Raw genomic sequence first — 20,830 nt, forward strand, 5'->3', positions numbered from 1 at the left:
TCACTATTTTTATGCTCATGAACCAGCCCCTGCTCCATATAGACCACGTAACCATTTCGGCTAAAAAAGAAGGCCAATGGAATGCCATTGTTAAAGACAGCTCTTTTGTGCTGAACCAAAACGAGATACTGGGCATTGTGGGCGAATCAGGGTCGGGTAAATCGGTTACATCGCTGGCAATAATGGGGCTGCTGCCCAAGGGGATTTTAGAAGTTACTTCGGGCAAAATAGCCTTTGACGGAAAAGATATTTCGGCGCTAAGCCAAAAAGACCTGCGCAACCTGCGTGGCAATGATATCGCGATGATCTTCCAGGAGCCCATGAGTTCGCTTAACCCGTCGCTTAAATGCGGGTTTCAGGTAGAAGAAATATTAAAAGAACACACACAGCTTTCGCAGAAAGACATAAAGGCAACGGTATTGGCATTGTTTGAAAAAGTAAAACTGCCCAACCCCGATAAAATTTACAACCGCTACCCACACGAAATATCGGGTGGACAAAAACAGCGCGTTATGATAGCTATGGCAATTGCCTGCAAACCTAAAATACTTATTGCCGACGAACCCACTACCGCACTGGATGTTACCGTGCAAAAAGAGATCATCCTCCTGCTAAAAGAGCTGCAGCAGGAAACCGGTATGAGCATATTGTTTATATCGCACGATTTATCATTGGTATCAGAAATTGCAAACCGCGTGCTTGTTATGTACCGTGGCGAAATTGTAGAGCAAGGCAACGCACAGGATATTTTTAATAACCCAACCAACTCTTATACAAAAGCTCTTATAAGTTCGCGGCCATCGCTTAGCGTGCGGCTTGAGCGGCTGCCCACCATACAGGATTACCTTGCCGGTACTGTAAACCCTACAGAGGTTACTCCGCAACAACGCAGGCAAAGGCTTGATGCTTTGTACAGCCAGCCGCCATTGCTTGAGGTTATTAACGTAGAAAAAGAGTATGTATCATCTGCCGGGTTGTTTGGTAAGCATGCCACTTTTAAGGCGGTAAACGATGTAAGCTTTAAGCTGTACGAGGGCGAAACCCTGGGCCTTGTGGGCGAATCGGGTTGTGGTAAATCTACCCTTGGTAATGCCATACTGCAACTGGACAAAGCTACAGCAGGCAAGATTTTGTACCGGGGCAAAGACTTAACAAAACTATCTGCTAAAGATATTCGTGCGCTGCGCAAAGAAATACAGATTATTTTTCAGGATCCTTATTCGTCACTTAATCCCCGCATAACCGTAGGCAAGGCCATTATGGAACCTATGCAGGTGCATAAACTGTATGCCAACGATAAAGAACGCCGCGAAAAAACCATTGAGATACTTAATCGTGTTGGCCTTGGCGAAGAACATTTTAACCGTTACCCGCACGAATTTTCGGGCGGGCAAAGGCAGCGTATCGGTATTGCCAGAACAATTGCCTTACAGCCAAAATTAATAGTATGCGACGAGTCGGTTTCGGCGCTCGATATCTCGGTGCAGGCACAGGTGCTTAATTTACTTAATGAGCTTAAGGAGAATTTTGGGTTTACCTATATTTTTATTTCGCACGACCTTGCTGTGGTTAAATACATGAGCGACCAGGTACTGGTAATGAACAAAGGCAAAATAGAAGAAATGAACGAGGCCGATGCCTTGTATGCCCATCCTGAAAAAGAATATACCAAAAAGCTTATTGCCGCGATTCCTTCGCATTAATCTGCAATTTTCTGTGGGGCTTGCTCCTATAAAACTATACCATTTTGTTGCTCTCTAACTTTTAAGCTACCTTTGCACTACTAAGAACCTAAGTTTCTAAGAACCTCAGCACCTAAAGAAAAATGATAGAAGATAAAAACCAGCAACGCACCAGCCTGGGCAACCTTGGCGAATTTGGCCTTATAGAACACCTTACACACGATATTACCACAGCACAGCCCGGTACCCTTAAAGGTATTGGCGATGATGGTGCTGTGCTTGATTTTAAAGATAAAAAAATAGTGGTCTCTACCGATTTGCTGGTGGAAGGCGTACATTTTGACCTGGCTTATATGCCCCTTAAACACCTTGGCTACAAAGCTGTGGTGGTTAACGTGAGCGATATTTATGCCATGAACGCAAAGCCTACACAAATTACGGTATCTATAGCGGTGTCTAACCGTTTTCCGGTAGAGGCGCTGGACGAATTGTATGACGGTATTAAACTGGCTGCAAAAAGTTATGGGGTAGATATTGTGGGTGGCGACACTACATCATCTCAAAAAGGGATGATACTAAGCATTACCGCACTGGGCGAAGCAAATGCCGAAGATATTACCTACCGCAGCGGTGCCGGCGAAACCGATTTGCTAGTGGTTACCGGCGATGTAGGTGCGGCATACATGGGGCTTAAAGTATTAGAAAGGGAAAAAGAAGTGTTTGTGGTAAACCCGCAAAACCAGCCCGACCTTGATGCGTACAGCTACCTTATAGAACGCCAGCTTAAGCCCGAGGCGCGCCAGGATATTAACGGCATCCTTAAGGCACTGGAGCTAAAACCTACGGCAATGATTGATGTGTCCGACGGGTTATCGTCAGAGATTATACACCTTTGCAGACAAAGCGGTGTAGGCTGTAATTTATATGAAGAGAAAATACCGGTAGACCCACAGCTTATAAACGTATGCGAAGAGTTTAATATAGATATTACCACGGTTGCTATAAACGGCGGCGAAGATTATGAGCTGCTCTTTACCATTGCTATGGAAGACTTTGAGAAAATTAAAGCCAACCCTAACTTTACCGTTATAGGCCACATGACGCAGGAAAGCGAAGGCATCCACCTTATAACCCGTGCCAATACAAAGATTCCGCTTAAGGCAAGAGGATGGAATGCATTACAGGAGGAGTAAATTAATTTAAGATTTCAGAATGTAGATTTCAGATTAAAATACACTCGGATGTGTATACGATTATCCGCTTTAGTGTATTTTAATCTGAAATCATAATTCTGAAATGGTAATCTCCTGGCACAGCTCTACCAATACTCCATTTGTACCTTTAGGGTGCAGGAAAGCAACCAGTTTATTGTCGGCTCCCTTTTTAGGGGTTTCGTTAAGTACGGTAAAACCTTCGGCTTTAAGACGGGCAATTTCTGCGGTAATATCGGTTACATCAAAAGCAATGTGGTGTATGCCTTCGCCTTTCTTTTCAAGAAATTTAGCAATAGGGCTGTCAGGACTGGTTGCTTCCAGCAGTTCTATTTTGTTGGATCCGCTTAAAAAGAAGGAGGTTTTTACACCTTCGCTTGCCACTTCTTCGCTCTTATATGGCGGTATGCCAAGCAGTTTTTCGAATAACAGGTTTGATGTTTCGAGGCTGTTTACCGCTATGCCTATATGTTCTATCTTGTTCATTTGTAATAGTATTACCTGTGTTATTATATAGTTATAAAATTGTAAGGCTTAAATAGAAACTACATTAATTTTTTGTCGAAATTTGCTTAAAGTTATAGCTTTTATTTTAATGGTAAAACTATACCTTCATGGTGCACTTTAAACAACACACCAAATTATATTTAGCATTATGGCATTTGAATATATAGAGATAGAAAGAGTTGAAAAACTTACCAAAAAAGAATTTATAGAGAATTACTATAAGCCACAAAAACCTGTAGTAATTACCAACCAGATAGAAGACTGGCCGGCATTTACAAAGTGGAACTTCGACTTTTTGCGCGAAGTTGCCGGAGACAAGACCGTACCCCTGTATGATAACCGTAAGACCGACCATACCAAGAAAGTAAATGAGCCCGATTTTACAATGACCATGAGCGAGTATATTGACATACTGGAAAAAGGCCCCACACACCTGCGCATATTTTTGTACAACCTTATGAAGGATGTACCATCTATGAAAGATGATATGAAGTGGCCAGACCTTGGCTTACGCTTGTTAAAGAGCCTGCCGCTGGTGTTTTTTGGCGGACAAAATGCTAAAGTATTTATGCACTACGATATAGATTTCCCTAATATATTTCATTTTCACTTTGCAGGAGAAAAACAGTGTGTACTGGTAGACCCTAAAGAAACTAAGTACATGTACCGCCTGCCTTATTCATGGATATGCAACGAAGATATAGATTTTGACAATCCCGACTTTGATAAATTTCCTGCGCTAAAAAAGGTAAAGCCTTATATTACTAACCTTAAGCATGGCGAAATGCTATACATGCCGGAGGGCTGGTGGCATTACATGAAATATTTAACACCGGGCTTTTCGCTTAGCCTGCGCTCGCTTGCCGGGCGGCCGGGCAACCTGCTAAGGGGCCTTGCTAATGTAACCTTTAACCGCTATTATGATAACTGGATGCGCAAACGCAAAGGCCAGGCATGGCTGGATTATAAAGATGAGGTTGCCATAAAACGCACAAATGCACAGCTTTAATAAAACAAGAAAGTCCTGCCATTACAGCAGGACTTTCTATTTATAAAAAGAATGGTTGGTTTATTTTTTTTGATGCCGCATACAGTAAAGGATTTTACTGAAAAGGCATTACTAATTTTTGCAATGAGAAACTATACATGCTAAAATTTTCTACTTATAAATAACTAATGGCAGCCTTTGGCTAAAACTGCCCGATGAAGCCACAACGTTATAACTTCCTGCACTTAGATGCGAAACATCTACAGGCTGGTTATTGTTAGCTTTTTGCAACAGTACGGTACGCCCGGCCATATCATAAATAGTAATATCTAACGGCCGGTCGTATTTTACAGTCAGCATATTTTTAGCCGGGTTAGGATACATCATTAAGCCAGATACCCTATTATCCGGCATACCCAGCACCTCACAGTTTATAACACCCACGGCCTGTAAATCGAATCCGCATGATGCAAAAGGCGTAGGGAACGAATCGTTAACTGCATTGCCCATGCTGTCGTAAGACGCATAATCCGGGTTAATAGATCCCACTACATCTATAACCTTTACATGGGTAACATGATTTTTATCGAGCAGGTCGTTATCGGCTATTTCGCTCAGGTCAAACGGGGTACCATACTGTGCGGCATACTTGCCTGCAATATTGTTTAAATAAGGTGCCTGTGGAGACCCAAAAGTTCCTATCTGTGTTACAACCTGCGTTTCGCTGTGGTTTGGGAAACGGAAATAGTTAACCCCATCTGAACTTACCTCTACAAATGCAAGTTCCAGGTAAGCAGTACTGCCATTCTCAAAAACAGCAAAGTCATAACCGGGGCCATCTACAATAGGTGCTGCAAAGGTTAAGGTTGCGCTGCCACCATCGCCCAGGCTTACAATACCCCCATCGGGATAACCCAGGGCAGCTTCGGGCGTGCCGGCAGTAGCATAATTGCTGCCTCCGGCGGTAGCCTCCGGGTTTGATTTGTTTATAAGGCCCCGCTCTACAGTAATACCGGTTGCCCAGTTTACAAACAGCGGGCTGTCTTTAAATATGGCGGTGCTGCCGGGCTGTTCTGCCTCGGGCGGGTATGACTGTGCAAAGCCGGTTGCTATTGTACAAAGGCACAGCAGGAGTAATTGCTTTTTCATTACTTATTTTACAATAAGGCGTTGTACATTTTTAGATTGCCCGGTAGTAATTTCTACAAAATAAAGGCCTGCGCTTAAATCACGAACGGCAACACCATTTGCAGTATAGGGTTCATCTTTTACAAGGCGGCCCTGTACATTATACATTTTTATACCGGCAGCTGTGTTGGTATTAATATAAAATACATCGGCCGTTGGGTTAGGTGCAACTGTAATTTTAAGAGCCGCAACCGGGTTGGGAACAGACAGAATTTCGGCAGCCGATTTATAAAAGCCATTAGGGATAACACCCACGGTATAATCTGTAAGTGCAACACCATTAGCATCATAAAGATATACATGCCCGGGAGACGAATAATCTACAGCATCTGCTACATATAGAATATCATCTATAAAATCCATACCATAAACGCCATAAGCACCCTGTGGCGCTAAAGATGCTATAGGGGTTTCCGGTAATGTTGTTGCAGTAATATCGGTTTTAAAAATATCGGCATCTATGGTATAATACACATTGTCGCCGTTGCCTGCCCTAAGATTTGCCGGGTGTTCTTCAGGGAAATTTACTGTGGTTAAAACGGTATTGGCAGCAATGTCTATTTTATACAATGCCCCAAAAGTTTCTGCGCCAGACCATGACGGGCTACCACCACAAAGTACGTATAAAAAATCATCTTTTACGAGCATGCTGTTAGGCACATCGCCTACCGTAACCGACTCGCTTACTGTTACTGCTACCGGGTCTATGACTGATACCGTATTACCATAACCAAAACCACCCTGGTGTGCTACATACAATGTACCGTTTGTTTCCAGTATCCTTTCCGGGCCCTGCGCAACAGCAATAGTATCTTCTACAGTGTTATCTTCAAGGTTAAGTACCGCGATGTAACCGTCTGTTACACCACCATTGCCCCAGTTGGTAACAAAACCTTTACCGTTGCTAAAAGCCATGTAACGCGGGTTGTTAAGCCCGGTTTCTATAGAGGCTACATGTGCCAGTGTATATTTGTTTACAATCTCTACTTTGTTAGACATGTTAAGTACAATGTAGGCATAATCGCCATATATTGTAAAGCTCTGGCCAGTATTGCCCAGTGCGGCATTGTTATTTGCAGTACTGTAAATATCGTTAGTAACGGTGTTGTTTTTTATAAATGAAACCGATGCGCCATTTGTACCTGCATTACCCTCGTTAAGCACAAAAATACCATCGGTATAGTTTTGTGCAAATGCAACTAATCCTGACAGGAACAGGAATAAAACTGTGTAAAGTTTTTTCATAGTAATATGTATTAATGTTAGTTATTTACAGCCAAAACTTTAAGTAAAACCAATGCAGCAGCCTGCACCGCTATACAGCGGCACATGCATATAAACATTTTTATGGTTTGCTTAATGTCATAAATTAGTGGCCTTTTTTCCCGAAAGCCCATTATTTTGTTACAGTTAAGGCAGGTCTCCTGGCTTGCGTCCTTGGTTGTTTACCTTCCCATGCACATAGTGTACACAGTGGTTTGCAGATAACAACAGGCGTTGTAGCTTACAGTTGCGGGAACAGCTTTGGTATTTATCCAAATTCCCTTTTAATGCAGTGGCATGATGCGCCCCTGCAACCTTAATTGGCCGCAAATATAATCAATAAATCATACCTGAATATAAAACAGTGTGCAGGAACTCATCCTTACTCTTTTAATTGGTTACAAAATGATTTTTTTTGCTTCAATCTAAAAAACTCAGGACGAGTTCTCTATTATAAACCTATACAACAAAACACAAAAAAACCTCTGACTGTTGCGATCAGAGGTTTTACAGTAAGCAGGCAAAATAGATAGTAAAACCTGCGTACTAAAAATATAAATGGTTGCTAAAAAGTCTTAGTTGGTTTTAGCCGATTCTGCTTTTTTTACTTCTGCCTTAGTCTCTTTTTTGGTAGCTTCGGTTTTTGTTGTAGAAGTAGCTGCAGGTGTGGCCGGTTGTGCCTGTGTTGTTGTTGTAGTCGTAGAAGTTGCAGTAGCCGGTGTAGCTTCTTTTTTAACCTCTGTAGTACTTGTTGTTTGCGCCGGTGTTGCTGTTGTAGTAGTTGTAGCTTTTTTAGGTTCTTGTGCTGTTGCTAAAACTCCTGTAAGAAGTAGTGCGCTTAAAAGTAACTTTTTCATTTGTATAGGTTTTTTAAATTTTATTTCGATTTCTTATACTTATACAATTTGCAAGTTTAATGCCTTAATAGCGCAACAATGCAAATTAGCTTAATATCAACCTTAAACACTATGAAAATCAATACTTTAAAATTAAACCAATTAACCTCAACCAAATAAACGTATTGTAGAACTATTACAGAACCTGTAGAGAACTGTAGATTTTTAGTGTAGAAACTTATAGACCTGCCCATTCACTTCAACAAAAAAGCCCCTAACGATTACGCTAAGGGCTCTACTATATAATACTAAAGGTAATTTATTCTGTTTTAACTTTGTCTGCTTCAATTAAGGGCATGTCTTTCTGCCTGATAGAATCATCTTTTTTTACAATAGTCTCTTTTACAATTAGGGAGTCTGCCACAGGTTTAATCTTTTCGGCTTCGTCCTTCTTTTTCTTCCTGTAGCTTATACGCCTGGTTGTAGTAGTGGTAGTATTTGATACTTTACCAAGATGCCTTACATCCATTTTTACCGAGTCTTTTACTTTCTGCACCTCAGCCTTGCTTGCAGTATCCTGAGCAGTAGCCGCAACTGCAATAAGCAAAAATGCACCCAATACTATATTTTTTACCTGTACCATAACATCAAATTGTTTGTATAAAAGAGTAATACTACAGTTAATATTTAGATAAAGCTACTTATTTAACGCAACATTTAAATATAATGCGCAGGTATTAACCTCTACTTCATGGCATTAATACGTATGCTTGCTTTTATAAGGGCAAGAGCACGTATTTTATCTATAGCAATATCCTTATCCTGGTGTTGCGGGTTTTGGCTTACCAGTTTTATATAACCCTCTTTATCAGATTGCTGAATATATTTTACGGTTATGTATTCTTCGCCACCCATATCTATACCCAGCAGGTACATTTCGCCCCAAAAAATACTGTTAGGTATGTCCTCTATAATTTTATACATTACAATATCGCCACTTTTAAGGAGCGGGTACATACTATCTCCCGTTACATAAACTGCCCCATCACACTTAGGCAGGTGCGGTATAGAGATATGGTCTATGGGTTGCAGGGCGCGGCTGTTGCCAAAGAGCGGCACCAGCCCGGCATACGCCTCAAGATCATACAACGGTATCTGCTGGCTTTCTACTGTAGCATCTGTCTTAAGTTTAAAGGTTGTAACAGCAGGTTCGGAAGCACCATTGGTTAACATGCTCCCGGCTCCGGTAAGCAGCCATGCAGGGTTAAGGTCGGGGTAAAGCAGCATGATTTTTTCCAGTACATTGCTGCCTATGCTCTTACCATCTTTTACGGCCTTGCTAATACTGCCGCGGCTTGCACCCAGCTTATTCTCGAAAGCATAATAGCTAATACCTTTTGCCTCTATATATTCGCCTACGCGTACTGATACCATATCCTTATAAGATTACTGTTGCAATAGTAAGAAAATAATCATTTAAATTACAGATTTCAATTTTGTTTTTTTTACCACAAGGAACACAAGGTTTTTCACAAAGAACACAACGCTAATATTTCGAATAAAGATTACAATCCTGACAAGCAGGACTGAAGCACACAAGGCTTTGATTATAAGCTTTGTATACTCCTGCCTACTGCGGAATATGCATGCTATTATTCATATAGCCTTGTGTTTTTTGTGAAAAACATTGTGTTCTTAGTGGTAAAACTTAAAAAACAGGCTGCTGCCTATTGCTTTAATTTCCAATAGCAATAAGCAATATCCAAATAAAAAAAAGCCGTTCCTCTCGAAACGGCTTTCTCAAAAAAAATTATAACCTGATATAATTTATAAAGAAGCAACTAACTCTTTCCATTCCTGAAGCTCAGGGATACCCGGTTTACGTTTTCCAAAGAACTGAACGATGATCTCGCCAAGTTCATTAAATACCTCAATAGCCGTAACCTCGCCATCCTCTGTAGGTTTGCGCACTATCCAGGTTTGGGCAATTTTGCTCATGTCAAGGTGCAGGTTAAAATCCGGGTCCATAACGTTAAACCAGTCACCGTGCCACATGGTTTTGCGCACACGGCCGGTATGTATTTGTATGTTGCCACGGTTGCCCACAAACACCATTACAGGCAGTTTGCTTTCGGCAGCACCTTCAAGCATTTTTACAATAACGTCTTTCTCTACTTTTTTAGCAAAGTTTTCGTTAGGCGCTAAGCGTAGCGCCTGTGTGCGGGTAACACCAAACTTGCGAAGCATGCCAAAGAACTCGTGCGTATCTTTAAGCGTAGACCATGCTGCCTGAAAACCGGCAACATCAATATCGGCATCGGCTTTTTCGTCAATGTTAAGCGGCACTTCTACAACTGTTTCTTCTGTACCCTGATCGTCGGCTTTGTATTTTGCCACGAGTGCATCAAATGCAGCTGCATCGCTATCGGCAGTTAAATATATTTTGTGGATGGCAAGTCCGTCTTTACCAAAAAACTGAAGGCTCTTGCGGTCGCCATGCTCACTTTTTTCGGCTACGGCATACGCTTTAGCCCAGTGGCCTAAAAATATACGAAGGTCTATATCCTCACCTAAAAAAATACCTGCATGCGGGCTGCTAAAATCAGGATTAAGGTAAACACCTTTACGTTCGTGCACACACTCGTTGTTACGGGTAAGGCCCATTACTTTACCAAGTGATTCTACATCGGTAAGTATTGCTGCAAACTCCGGACGAAGGCGTGTAACCGTTTCGCCCACCTGTGTAGCCACAAGTTCTGCTTCGCTAACGCCAAGCTGCTCGGCTGCATTACGTATCCTTAAGTTTGGGCTCTCTGCTTTAAGCGTTTCCCACTGTTGTTTTAGGGTATTGGTTATTGTACTCATAGTATTGCAATTAAATTATGTTCCAAAAATTATTAAAGGGTTTTTGTTTACCGGGTTAGGGCAAACTATGCAGGGAAAATTATATACCCTGCTTATTATTTCTTTTGTAAAAACGGCAGCAGGCACATCGTGCGCTACGATCTTTCCTTTTTTAAGCAGCATTACCCTGTCTGCAAACTGTGCGGCAAGGTTAAGGTCGTGCAGCACCATAATGGCGGCATTGCCATTTTGTGTAAATTTTTTTATAGTATGCAGTATGCGGTGCTGGTGCAGCACATCGAGGTTGTTAAGGGGCTCATCTAAAAAAACCATTTTGTTCTCTACCTCATTATCCAGCTGGGCTAAAACACGGGCAAGGTGCACACGTTGTTTTTCGCCGCCGCTAAGGGAGTTGTAATCGCGTGATGCCAGCGCAGCAACATCGGTTTCTTCCATCGCTTTTTGTGTAGCATCCTGATCTTTTTTTTGAGGGATGGATGCAAAGTACGGGTAACGCCCCATCATAACAACATCTTTAGCGCTAAGCGGAATATCGTGGCTGTTGCTTTGCGAAAATTTGGCCTTGCTGTGTGCCAGGTCTTTATCTCCCCACTCCTTAAAAGCTTTCTTTTTAAAAAGGATAGGCTCTTCATGACGCGCCAGCTCGTTTGCCAGTACACTAAGCAGCGTGCTTTTACCTGCGCCGTTAGGGCCTACAATAACCAGTAGTTCGCCATAGTTTACAGATACATCGATGTTTTCGAGTATACTAAACTTGCGGTGGGCATACGATATGTTTTGCGCTTCTAACATGGTTATAATGCGTTGCGGTTTCTAATTAATATGGTAATAAAAATAGGTGCGCCCATAAATGCCGTAAGCACCCCTATGGGTATTTCGCTTGGCGGGGCTATGGTGCGGCTTATAGTATCTGCAACTAAAAGCAGTATACTTCCAAATATAGCGCTCATGGGTAGTATAAGGTGGTAGTTAGATTTAAATACCAGCCTTAAAATGTAGGGTACAATTAAACCTACAAAACCTATGGTACCGGCAAATGCCACACAGGTGCCCACCATTAATGCCGTTAACAGTATAATTTGTTTTTTTATGCGCTCTACCGGTATGCCCAGGTGTTGCGCGTCGTGCTCGCCCAGCATCATAGCGTTAAGCGCTTTCCCTTTATTAATAAGAAAAAAGTAAGCTACCGTAATAATAACGGCCAGTATACCATTCTTTGTCCACGTGGCACCGGCAAGGCTGCCCAGGTTCCAGAAGGTAAGGTCGCGCAACTGCTCCTCTTTACTAAAGTATATAAGCAGCCCCATTACAGCAAACCCTAACGATGTTATGGCAACACCCGTAAGGAGCATCATTACTACATTAGTGCGCCCGTTTTGGGTAGATATGCGGTACACTAATATCATGGTTAAAAATGCACCTACAAAAGCCATTAAGCTTAAGAACGAGAAATGGAATACCTCCGGAATGTAGGGTTTTATGTAAACGCCAAGCACAATAGCTACAGCGGCAAACAAAGATGCCCCTGCGGTAATGCCTATCAGATCGGGGGTGGCAAGCGGGTTGCGGAACATACCCTGAAGGCATGTACCCGATACTGCAAGCGCACTGCCTATTAATATCCCCATAACTATACGGGGCAGGCGAAGGTCCATCAATACAAAACGGTCGGCGGCATCTATACTGCCATCGTTATAAATAATGCCTTTAAAGACATCTATAATACTGTGTTTCTCGAACACATATACACCCATGTACAGCGATACTACTGCCAGCAATGCCAGCAGTAATAAGCTAAGTACTATGTATATGCCAAGGCGGTGTTTCATTCTTATTTGCTAAGCAGGCCGTTAAGTTGCGTAGCTGCTTCGCCAAGGCGCGGGCCAAAACCAGACAGCAATCCGCCATCCATGGCAATGATCTTTTTATTTTTACCTGCGTTTGTTTTATCAACACCGGGTATTTTAAGGACACCTGCTGCACCGCCAAGGCTTTCAAGACCGGAGTCGAACAGCAGTATAACATCAGGGTTACCTTTTATAAGGGCTTCCGGGGTAAGGGGTTTAAAATCTTCAAAATCGGTAATAGCGTTTTTAGCACCGGCTAACGCTATAACCCTGTCTACCGGTGTACCTGTACCGCTTACCATCATCATGTTAGCACCACGGGCATAAATAAATAATACTTTAGGAGCATTAGCTAACGGCTTCACGTTTTTAAGGTCGGCATCAATTTTAGTGTTCAGCTGTATAAAATCTTTATGGTCAAGCACTTTTGCAACATCGGCAATAAGCCTTTTAGTGCCTTCGGGAGTAAATTCCTGTTTAAACAACTCCGCCTTAACGCCCGATTTTTTTATTTTTTCCAATAACTCCGGGCTCATGTCTTTATCGGTACCTATAATAAGTGTAGGGTTTAGTGCCATAATACCTTCTATATTTACAGATCGAACGTGGCCTAAATCTTTAGCGGTAGTCTTTACATTTGCAGGGTAGGTACTGGTAACATCTACCCCTACAAGTTCTTTCTCGTGACCTAAAGCAGCAACGATCTCTGTTACGGCACCGTTAAGCGATACTATTTTTTGTACCGATGGTTTTGCTATGGTATCTTTACTCTCTGTAGTTGTAGTTTCTACAGTTACTTCTTTTTTACACGAAATTGCCGATAGCAATACAAAAGTTAACGCAAGAAAAGTGTTTATTTTTTTCATCGAAAGGTGGTTGTTGTTTTTATTGAATCTAAATAATGGCAAATCTATTCATTTTATTTAGAATGAAAAAAGATAAGGCGATAAAAAAACCTGCATTAACACAGGCATAATATTACCTTAAGCAATTTTACAACATAGGCATATAAATCCTAATCACTGTTAAGGCTTCATAATTACGCTACGCGAAATAGTAAGTAAACTATCCCCGGCGAAGCTCTGACAGATATATAATTATCCTCTATTTATAAATGCTATCTATATAGTTATAACAAATCGAAGTCTTAAAAAAAGTAGTTTTAAAAAAACAAGCCGTAACTTTGTACTCATTAATTGGTACACTTTATGTATAATACAAGTAGTAACACAGGAACAATACACATGTTAGACATTCAAGCCATAAGGGCTGACTTTCCCATACTTACCCAAACCGTAAACGGCAAACCGCTGGTTTATTTTGATAATGCCGCAACATCGCAAAAGCCAAAGGTGGTTATAGATGCTATAAGCAACTACTATAACACTATAAACGCTAATATTCATCGTGGGGTACACACACTAAGCCAGCTGGCTACAGATGCCTACGAGATTTCACGCCAAAAGATACAAAAGCATATTAACGCAAAACATTCGTTTGAAGTTTTGTTTACAAGCGGTACCACTCACGGTATTAACCTTGTGGCAAGTGGTTTTGGGCAGTTTATAAAAGCCGGCGACGAGATAATGATAAGTGCCATAGAGCACCACAGCAACATAGTGCCGTGGCAAATGCTTTGCGAACGCACGGGAGCCAACCTTGTAGTTATTCCAATGAATGATAAAGGCGAGCTTATTATAGAGGAGTTTGAAAAACTGCTTTCCGAAAGGACTAAGCTTGTATCTGTAAACCACATAAGCAATGCTTTAGGGACTATTAACCCTATAAAACATATTATAGACAAGGCCCATGCCGTGGGTGCTGCCATTTTTATAGATGGCGCACAGGCTGCACCGCATTTAGCCATTGATGTCCAGGCGCTGGATTGTGACTTTTACGCCTTTAGCGGGCACAAAATGTGCGGGCCTACAGGCACCGGTATATTGTATGGTAAAGAAGAGTGGCTTAACAAACTGCCGCCTTACCAGGGTGGTGGCGAAATGATTAAAGAGGTTACTTTTGCCAAAACCACGTATGCCGACCTGCCCCATAAGTTTGAAGCCGGTACGCCTAACATTGCCGGAGGTATTGTTTTAGGTACTGCCGTAGATTATTTAAACAGCATTGGCTTAGACAATATTCAGGCATACGAGCATGAATTGTTAGAATATGGAACCCAAAAATTATTAGAGATAGAAGGCTTAACCATTGTAGGTACATCTGCACATAAAACATCGGTTATATCCTTTAACCTCGATGGGATCCACCCGTATGATGTGGGTACCATTGTAGACAAGATGGGGATTGCCGTACGTACCGGCCACCATTGTACCCAGCCCATTATGGATGCTTTTTGCATACCGGGAACTATACGTGCATCATTTGCCTTTTACAACACTAAAGAAGAAATAGACGCCCTTGTAACTGCCGTGCTTAAAGCACAGCGAATGCTGGGATAATGGCCTCACCCCAACCCCTCTCCGAAAGAGAGGGGCTAAGTACACTAAGGGTAGATAAAACCTTACGATTATATACCGGTAATGCCCGGACTTTAAAAAAGATTATGAAAAAAATACTTTCGCTTATCGTGCTTACTGTAGTAGTTGCCACAAGCTGTTCTACGACTAAACAAAAGGCTTTAAAAGAAGATGATAATACTATATCGTTTACTTATTCTGCCGTAACAAGGGGGTCTAACAATGAGGTCGTTATTAAAGACGGTACGGTAGAAACCCTGCAAAGCCGCCTGAGCGATAAGCCGGTTACACGAACACTTACGGCTGCCGAATGGACAGCGTTAAAAGAGGTTTACAACAAAAAAACAGTTAAGGATGCTAATTTGCAAAACATTGTACCGCCAAGTAAAAAGCACCAGTTTGATGGGGCTTTAGGTGCTACGCTGCAAATTACCCATAACGACATTGTATATAGCAGCAGTACTTTTGATCATGGCAACCCGCCATCTGAAATTAAGGAACTTGTAAACAAGATCATCGAGCTATCTGCACTGGATAAGAAATAAGACTATGAAAATTAAAGAAATACAGGACGAGATCGTAGACGAATTCTCGATGTTTGATGAGTGGGATGAGCGTTACCAGTATGTAATAGATCTGGGGAAATCATTACCGCTGATTGATACAGAATATAAAACTGAGAACAATATTATTAAAGGCTGTCAGAGCAAGGTATGGCTGCATGCCGAACAGCAGGACGGCAATGTAGTATTTACTGCCGATAGCGATGCCATACTTACCAAAGGGCTTATTGCTATTATGATACGCGTGTTCTCTAACCAGAAACCGGAGGCTATACTGGAAGCCAACACCGATTTTGTAGACGAGATTGGTTTAAAGGAGCATCTCTCGGCTACGCGTGCCAACGGACTGGTAAGCATGATTAAACAAATAAAAATGTATGCGCTGGCTTTTAGCGCCTAAAAATAATACTATTATGGAACAAGAAATAGACACAGCACAACTGGGCGAAGAGATTGTAAGGACACTTAAAACCATATATGATCCCGAAATTCCTGTAGATATATACGAGTTAGGGTTAGTGTATGATGTTATGGTAAATACCGATAATGAAGTTAAGATACTTATGACGCTTACATCGCCTAACTGCCCGGTGGCCGAAAGTTTGCCACTTGAAGTTGAGGAGAAAATTAAAAAAATTGACGGCGTAAGTGCTGCCGAGGTTGAAATTACCTTTGACCCGCCGTGGACCCGCGACCTTATGAGCGAAGAAGCTAAGCTGGAGCTGGGCATGCTTTAAGCTGCACGTTTGCAGTCACAGTCGCAATAACTTCAATCTAAACAAAAATGAACGTAGAAGAAGAAATAGTAAACAAAGTAGCCAACAGTGCCCTACAGGTTTTTGACCTTGAGGACTATTACCCCGAAGGTGAACGCGTGGCTTTAGATATATCTGGCTGGTTATGGGAAGGTTTTGTGCTTCGTGAAAAAGAGTTTCGCGAAACGCTGAAAAACTTCGACTGGTCGCAGTACATTAATAAATATGTTGCCCTTTACTGCAGTACAGATGCCATTGTGCCTGCATGGGCATACATGCTGGTTACCATAAGCCTTAACGGTATAGCAAAAAAAGTTACACAGGGAACAACAGAACAGCTTAACGTACTTATTTACCAGGAAATACTCGATGGGCTGGATTATGAGCCATACACCGGTAAACCTGTAATTATAAAAGGCTGCTCCCGCAAACCCGTACCACAGGAGGCATACACTCTGGCCACACAAAAACTGTTGCCTGTAGCCCGCAGTATTATGTTTGGCGAAGCATGCTCATCTGTGCCGCTATACAAAAAGAAGTAGCTTTTAACGCATAAAGGTTAGGTGTTTTTTTAGTGTTTGGCTATATTTGTAAGCAAACCCACACGAATTATGAAGAAGAATATACTTTTACTGCTAAGTTTGCTATGCATACTATCGCTTAAAGCCCAGGATGTTATAACTACAACATCGCCCACAGCCGTTAATGATACCGTGGGGCCGTGGACAAAAAAAGGTAATGCGTCCCTGCTTTTTAACCAGAGTACTTTTAGCAACTGGGTAGCCGGTGGAGAAAATAACGTATCGGGTAACCTTGGGCTTAATTATGATTTTAATTATAATAAAGGCGACTGGTCATGGGATAACAAACTTATAGCTTCTTACGGTATCGTAAAAACAAAGACCAGTGCGTTTGCAAAAAAGACCGACGACCGCCTTTACTTTAATTCGGTTTTAGGTAAAAAAGCTACAGAGCGCTGGTATTATTCGGCATTTGTAAACTTCAGGACACAGTTTACCAAAGGCTACCTTTATACTAAAGATGAAGCCGGTGAGCACAGGGAAGAGTACACTAACTTTCTTTCTCCTGCCTATTTATATGCAGGTATAGGTATGTTGTACAAGCGCGACGAGAACCTTAAAATAAACCTGTCGCCCGTTACATCTAAATTTACTTTTGTAGACAAAGCTTTTACATTGCCTAACGAAGAATATTTTGGTGTAAAAGAAGGAAAGACAATGCGATATGAATTAGGTTTTAATGCATCTATGTATTACAAGCTTGATGTTATTGCCAATGTACAGTTTGAAAATATCCTGAACCTATACTCTAACTACCTTGAAGATCCTCAAAATGTAGATATAGATTACCAGTTAAATATAGTTATGCGCATAAACCGTTACCTTACCACAAACCTTATGTTCCAGACTATTTATGATGATAATGCCTACCGTGGTTTCCAGGTTAGGCAGGTATTTGGTGTAGCGGCTAATTATGGATTTTAATCAGGATTTCAGATTTTAGATTGAGTTACATGTTTTCAGATACTCACACATACTAAAAATCAGTGTAAATTTGAGTAATTCATATTAAGAAAATACAAACAAAAAACCGGCCTGAGCCGGTTTTCTTATTCTTTTTCTTCAGCGTGATTATCTTTATAATCAGGGTATAAAAAGTTATTGTAAGGGAAACGGCTTATGTGTATAGCCCTAACCGCCTCGTATATCTTTTCGCGGAACTCCTCAAAATTTTCTTTATTGGTAGCCGAAATAAACAATGCTTTTTCTTCGCCCACTGTGCTCATCCAGGTAGCTTTCCAGTCTTCGAGCGTGTTATGGCGATTTGTTTTTTCGGTTATTAAATCGTCATGGTCTATAACAAGGGGCTTGTAAGCATCAATCTTGTTAAACACCATAATGGTAGGCTTGTCATTGCTTTTTATATCCTGCAGTATCTGGTTCACAGATGCTATATGGTCTTCAAATTCAGGATGAGAAATATCTACAACGTGTAGCAATAAGTCCGCTTCGCGCACTTCATCCAGCGTACTTTTAAAAGAGTCGATAAGCTGGGTAGGCAGTTTACGTATAAACCCAACGGTGTCGCTTAGCAGGAACGGAAGGTTTTTAATAACCACCTTGCGAACGGTAGTATCGAGCGTTGCAAAGAGTTTATTTTCTACAAATACCTCACTTTTACTAATAACGTTCATAAGGGTACTCTTACCCACGTTAGTATAGCCCACAAGAGCAACACGCACCATGGCGCCGCGGTTACCGCGCTGCACGCCCATTTGCCTGTCTATGGTTTTAATTTTCTCTTTAAGGAGAGCTATGCGGTCGCGCACAATTCGCCTGTCTGTCTCAATCTCTGTTTCACCCGGGCCACGCATACCTATACCACCACGTTGGCGCTCAAGGTGGGTCCACATACCCGACAGTCGCGGCAACAGGTAAATACATTGTGCAAGCTCTACCTGCGTGCGCGCATACGATGTTTCTGCACGCTGCGCAAAAATATCAAGGATAAGGTTAGTCCTGTCCAGCACCTTAATGTCCAGTATTTTTGTTATGTTTTTAGATTGCGAAGGCGAAAGTTCATCATCAAAAATAATGGTCTTTATGTCGTGTTCTTTAATATAGAGGTGAATTTCTTCTATCTTTCCCGTACCCAGATAGGTTTTAGGGTTGGGGCGTTCCATTTTTTGCGAAAACCGTTTTACCACCTGGCCGCCTGCGGTAAACGTAAGAAATTCAAGCTCATCAAGATACTCGGTTAATTTCTCTTCACTTTGCTGCTGTGTTACCACGCCGGCAATTATTGTTTTTTCAAAGGATATCGTTTCTTTTTCGAGCATTTTCTTAGTTTAAGTACTATTGCAAATTTACAAAAAATGTGCCGTTAAAATTTTACATAAACCATCATGTTATAATATAAACATCGAAATTTTTGTTAAAATTTAATAGAACGTTAACCATGTGTTATAATTTTATAAATTTGGAATTTACACATTATCTTAATCAAAACCGCTATGAACAAAACTACTTTAATGATTATCATGTTGTTAACGTCTTTTTTAGGCTTTGCCCGCCCGGCATTGCAGGCCTTTTAATGCGCTAAAATAAAGGCCAAAAGTTCTGCCGCAGTACATTTATGTAAAGATTTTACCACTTTACTAAATTTTGCCAAGGCATAAAAAAGAAACTATTTCTTTAAAACTTTTCCGGCCAACGCATATTTAAGCAAAAAAGTACCAAAAGGTTACTAAAAGCATAAATTAACCAATTAATATTTATAATAAGGTTGGCTTTACTGCTAAGAAAAGTTATACCTCAATAAAGAAAACCAAACACATGAAAAAAATATACCTTGCTGCATTATTGGCACTGGTTGGGATCGCCGATGCGTTAGCACAACAAGACCCCCACTACACACAGTACATGTACAACATGAATGTTATTAACCCGGCGTATGCAGGGTCAAAAGAGCACTTGTCCTTTGGCCTTTTGTACCGCAAACAGTGGGTAGATATCTCGGGTGCACCAAGCACCGGGACATTTTCGGGCCACAGCCCCGTGGGTAAAAATGTAGGCCTTGGCTTATCGGCCATAACCGATAAGATAGGCCCGGTAAACGAAACCAATGTATATGCTGATTTCTCGTACACCCTTAAGCTGGGCGGAGAGCACCGTTTAGCCTTAGGCTTAAAAGCAGGAGCAACGTTCCATAAAGTAGGGCTGTATGACGATATAGGCAACGGCTATGTACCGGCTCCCGGTGACCCTGCCTTTTCGCAAAACCTGAGCAAGACCTATTTTAACGTAGGTACGGGTATTTTTTACTACACACAAAAATACTATGTAGCCTTCTCTGTACCCAATATGCTAAAAAGCAAACACCTTGATTTTAATGGGGTTAACTACGGTTCAGAAGTATCACACTACTTTTTAACGGGAGGGTATGTATTCGAGATAGGTGATAACTTTAAGCTAAAGCCATCGTTCATGGTAAAATCAGCCTTTGGGGTAGACCCATCGATAGACGGGTCGCTTAACGCATTGTTCTTCGACAAGTTCGAGATAGGTGCCACCTACAGGGTAGACGACAGCTTTGGCGGAATGGTAAACTATGCCATAACCCCGAGCATCAAAATAGGCTATGCGTATGACCACATAACAAGCGACCTGAAGGTAACCACCCCTGCATCGCACGAGTTCATGCTGCTGTTCGACCTAAACTTCCCGAAAAAAGTATCACGTTCACCACGTTATTTCTAACCTAAAGCGACCCATCAAAACATGAAGAATTTATATATTACCCTTAGTTTTATGTTCGCCGCCACAGCAGTAACGGCACAAAACCAGGATACCGAAAAAGCAGATAAGCTGTATGCCCGCTACGAATATGTAGATGCCGCAAAAGCCTACCTTGACATAAAGAACAAAGACGCTTATGTAAATAAGCAGCTGGCAGAAACATATTACAATATGTTTAACACCAAAGAAGCCGTGACCTGGTTTGCCAAGGCAACAGAGACACAGCAGGATGCCGAGACCTATTACAAATATGCCCAGATGCTAAAGGCAGAAGGCAAGTATGAAGAAGCCAACAAGCAAATGGCAAAGTTTGCGTCATTAGCACCAAG

The 20,830-nt window shown here is 41.6% G+C and carries 21 protein-coding genes, 1 pseudogene and 1 riboswitch; of the genes and pseudogenes, 11 read left to right on the top strand and 11 right to left on the bottom strand.

Features of this window, described 5'->3' with window-relative positions; genetic code table 11:
• The first annotated feature begins 11 nt into the window (after window positions 1-11).
• Together F565_RS0114740 and thiL are read left to right on the top strand one after the other, a co-directional pair.
• Window positions 12-1,703, top strand: coding sequence for an ABC transporter ATP-binding protein (locus F565_RS0114740; RefSeq protein ID WP_026300073.1), 1,692 nt, complete (start codon window positions 12-14; stop codon window positions 1,701-1,703).
• 122 nt (window positions 1,704-1,825) lie between these two features.
• On the top strand, window positions 1,826-2,875 hold the full coding sequence (gene thiL, locus F565_RS0114745) for a thiamine-phosphate kinase (RefSeq protein WP_020214010.1): 1,050 nt from the start codon (window positions 1,826-1,828) through the stop codon (window positions 2,873-2,875).
• A gap of 90 nt (window positions 2,876-2,965) precedes the next feature.
• On the opposite strand, the gene mce is transcribed toward thiL, so the two are convergent.
• Window positions 2,966-3,379, bottom strand: coding sequence for a methylmalonyl-CoA epimerase (gene mce / locus F565_RS0114750; RefSeq protein ID WP_020214011.1), 414 nt, complete (start codon window positions 3,377-3,379; stop codon window positions 2,966-2,968).
• Between the two features lie 169 nt (window positions 3,380-3,548).
• Between mce and F565_RS0114755 the strand changes: the two genes are divergently transcribed.
• Window positions 3,549-4,409: a cupin-like domain-containing protein gene (locus F565_RS0114755; protein ID WP_020214012.1), complete on the top strand. Its 861-nt coding sequence runs from the start codon at window positions 3,549-3,551 to the stop codon at window positions 4,407-4,409.
• 150 nt (window positions 4,410-4,559) lie between these two features.
• On the opposite strand, the gene F565_RS0114760 is transcribed toward F565_RS0114755, so the two are convergent.
• The 9 genes from F565_RS0114760 to F565_RS0114805 form a co-directional block, all read right to left on the bottom strand.
• Window positions 4,560-5,537, bottom strand: coding sequence for a T9SS type A sorting domain-containing protein (locus F565_RS0114760; protein ID WP_020214013.1), 978 nt, complete (start codon window positions 5,535-5,537; stop codon window positions 4,560-4,562).
• Between the two features lie 3 nt (window positions 5,538-5,540).
• Entirely contained in the window at window positions 5,541-6,821 is a 1,281-nt protein-coding gene (locus F565_RS21720; protein ID WP_020214014.1) for a DUF5074 domain-containing protein, read from the bottom strand.
• A 152-nt stretch (window positions 6,822-6,973) separates the two neighbouring features.
• Window positions 6,974-7,173: riboswitch (cobalamin riboswitch) on the bottom strand.
• Between the two features lie 241 nt (window positions 7,174-7,414).
• Entirely contained in the window at window positions 7,415-7,696 is a 282-nt protein-coding gene (locus F565_RS0114775; protein WP_020214015.1) for a hypothetical protein, read from the bottom strand.
• A 298-nt stretch (window positions 7,697-7,994) separates the two neighbouring features.
• Window positions 7,995-8,318: a hypothetical protein gene (locus F565_RS0114780; protein ID WP_020214016.1), complete on the bottom strand. Its 324-nt coding sequence runs from the start codon at window positions 8,316-8,318 to the stop codon at window positions 7,995-7,997.
• Between the two features lie 101 nt (window positions 8,319-8,419).
• A complete protein-coding gene (locus F565_RS0114785; RefSeq protein ID WP_020214017.1) occupies window positions 8,420-9,109 on the bottom strand; it encodes a S24 family peptidase in 690 nt (229 codons plus the stop codon).
• Between the two features lie 393 nt (window positions 9,110-9,502).
• The gene (locus F565_RS0114790) at window positions 9,503-10,540 is read right to left on the bottom strand and encodes a hemin-degrading factor (RefSeq protein WP_020214018.1); all 1,038 of its coding nucleotides are present in this window, start codon (window positions 10,538-10,540) and stop codon (window positions 9,503-9,505) included.
• Between the two features lie 15 nt (window positions 10,541-10,555).
• The gene (locus F565_RS0114795; protein ID WP_020214019.1) at window positions 10,556-11,332 is read right to left on the bottom strand and encodes a heme ABC transporter ATP-binding protein; all 777 of its coding nucleotides are present in this window, start codon (window positions 11,330-11,332) and stop codon (window positions 10,556-10,558) included.
• Window positions 11,333-11,334: 2 nt separating this feature from the next.
• A complete protein-coding gene (locus F565_RS0114800; protein WP_020214020.1) occupies window positions 11,335-12,369 on the bottom strand; it encodes a FecCD family ABC transporter permease in 1,035 nt (344 codons plus the stop codon).
• Between the two features lie 2 nt (window positions 12,370-12,371).
• Window positions 12,372-13,253 carry a heme/hemin ABC transporter substrate-binding protein gene (locus tag F565_RS0114805; RefSeq protein WP_020214021.1) on the bottom strand — a complete coding sequence of 294 codons (882 nt, stop codon included), beginning with the start codon at window positions 13,251-13,253 and terminating at the stop codon, window positions 12,372-12,374.
• Window positions 13,254-13,631: 378 nt separating this feature from the next.
• Between F565_RS0114805 and F565_RS0114810 the strand changes: the two genes are divergently transcribed.
• From F565_RS0114810 to F565_RS0114835, 6 genes are all read left to right on the top strand, one after another.
• Window positions 13,632-14,846, top strand: coding sequence for an aminotransferase class V-fold PLP-dependent enzyme (locus F565_RS0114810; RefSeq protein WP_026300074.1), 1,215 nt, complete (start codon window positions 13,632-13,634; stop codon window positions 14,844-14,846).
• A 104-nt stretch (window positions 14,847-14,950) separates the two neighbouring features.
• On the top strand, window positions 14,951-15,409 hold the full coding sequence (locus F565_RS0114815; RefSeq protein WP_020214023.1) for a hypothetical protein: 459 nt from the start codon (window positions 14,951-14,953) through the stop codon (window positions 15,407-15,409).
• Window positions 15,410-15,413: 4 nt separating this feature from the next.
• Window positions 15,414-15,827 carry a SufE family protein gene (locus F565_RS0114820; RefSeq protein ID WP_020214024.1) on the top strand — a complete coding sequence of 138 codons (414 nt, stop codon included), beginning with the start codon at window positions 15,414-15,416 and terminating at the stop codon, window positions 15,825-15,827.
• A 13-nt stretch (window positions 15,828-15,840) separates the two neighbouring features.
• Window positions 15,841-16,164, top strand: a complete 324-nt coding sequence (locus tag F565_RS0114825) for an SUF system Fe-S cluster assembly protein (protein ID WP_026300075.1) — start codon at window positions 15,841-15,843, stop codon at window positions 16,162-16,164.
• Window positions 16,165-16,211: 47 nt separating this feature from the next.
• On the top strand, window positions 16,212-16,724 hold the full coding sequence (locus F565_RS0114830; protein WP_020214026.1) for a DUF2480 family protein: 513 nt from the start codon (window positions 16,212-16,214) through the stop codon (window positions 16,722-16,724).
• A 69-nt stretch (window positions 16,725-16,793) separates the two neighbouring features.
• On the top strand, window positions 16,794-17,687 hold the full coding sequence (locus F565_RS0114835; protein ID WP_020214027.1) for a DUF3078 domain-containing protein: 894 nt from the start codon (window positions 16,794-16,796) through the stop codon (window positions 17,685-17,687).
• 125 nt (window positions 17,688-17,812) lie between these two features.
• Here the strand turns inward: F565_RS0114835 and hflX are convergent, their stop codons facing one another.
• Complete coding sequence (hflX, locus tag F565_RS0114840) at window positions 17,813-19,042, bottom strand: GTPase HflX (RefSeq protein WP_020214028.1); 1,230 nt, start codon at window positions 19,040-19,042, stop codon at window positions 17,813-17,815.
• A 496-nt stretch (window positions 19,043-19,538) separates the two neighbouring features.
• Here hflX and F565_RS0114850 point away from each other — a divergent pair, with 496 nt between their 5' ends.
• Both F565_RS0114850 and F565_RS0114855 read left to right on the top strand, forming a co-directional pair.
• On the top strand, window positions 19,539-20,462 hold the full coding sequence (locus F565_RS0114850) for a PorP/SprF family type IX secretion system membrane protein (RefSeq protein ID WP_020214030.1): 924 nt from the start codon (window positions 19,539-19,541) through the stop codon (window positions 20,460-20,462).
• Between the two features lie 21 nt (window positions 20,463-20,483).
• A pseudogene (locus F565_RS0114855) lies at window positions 20,484-20,830 on the top strand (OmpA family protein); the annotation flags it as partial.

The sequence above is a fragment of the Flavobacterium rivuli WB 3.3-2 = DSM 21788 genome (assembly GCF_000378485.1).
GTDB classification, from domain to species: Bacteria; Bacteroidota; Bacteroidia; order Flavobacteriales; family Flavobacteriaceae; genus Flavobacterium; species Flavobacterium rivuli.